Source organism: uncultured Aquimarina sp. (assembly GCF_947496855.1).
Taxonomy (GTDB): Bacteria; Bacteroidota; Bacteroidia; order Flavobacteriales; family Flavobacteriaceae; genus Aquimarina.
Window position 1 is genome coordinate 1 of sequence record NZ_CANMED010000049.1, and the last position, 203, is coordinate 203.

Annotated in this window: 1 protein-coding gene; it reads left to right on the forward strand. The window is 32.0% G+C overall.

Annotation, left to right across the window (positions count from 1 at the left end):
• A partial coding sequence (locus Q0921_RS25015) for a hypothetical protein (protein WP_299261905.1) occupies positions 1 to 203 on the forward strand: 203 nt, incomplete at both ends.

Below are 203 nucleotides of genomic sequence, written 5' to 3' on the forward strand. Positions count from 1 at the left end.
GAAACTGTTGATGATAATGGAGACAATGATCCTACCAATGATGAGACAATTACAGATATAGAACAGTTATCTAATTTAGCTTTAACCAAGACAGGTATTTATGTAGATGTTAATGCAGACGATCTACCTAATGTTGGAGATGAGATTCAGTATACTTTTACAGTAGAGAATACGGGTAATGTTGATATAACTAATATTGTTCT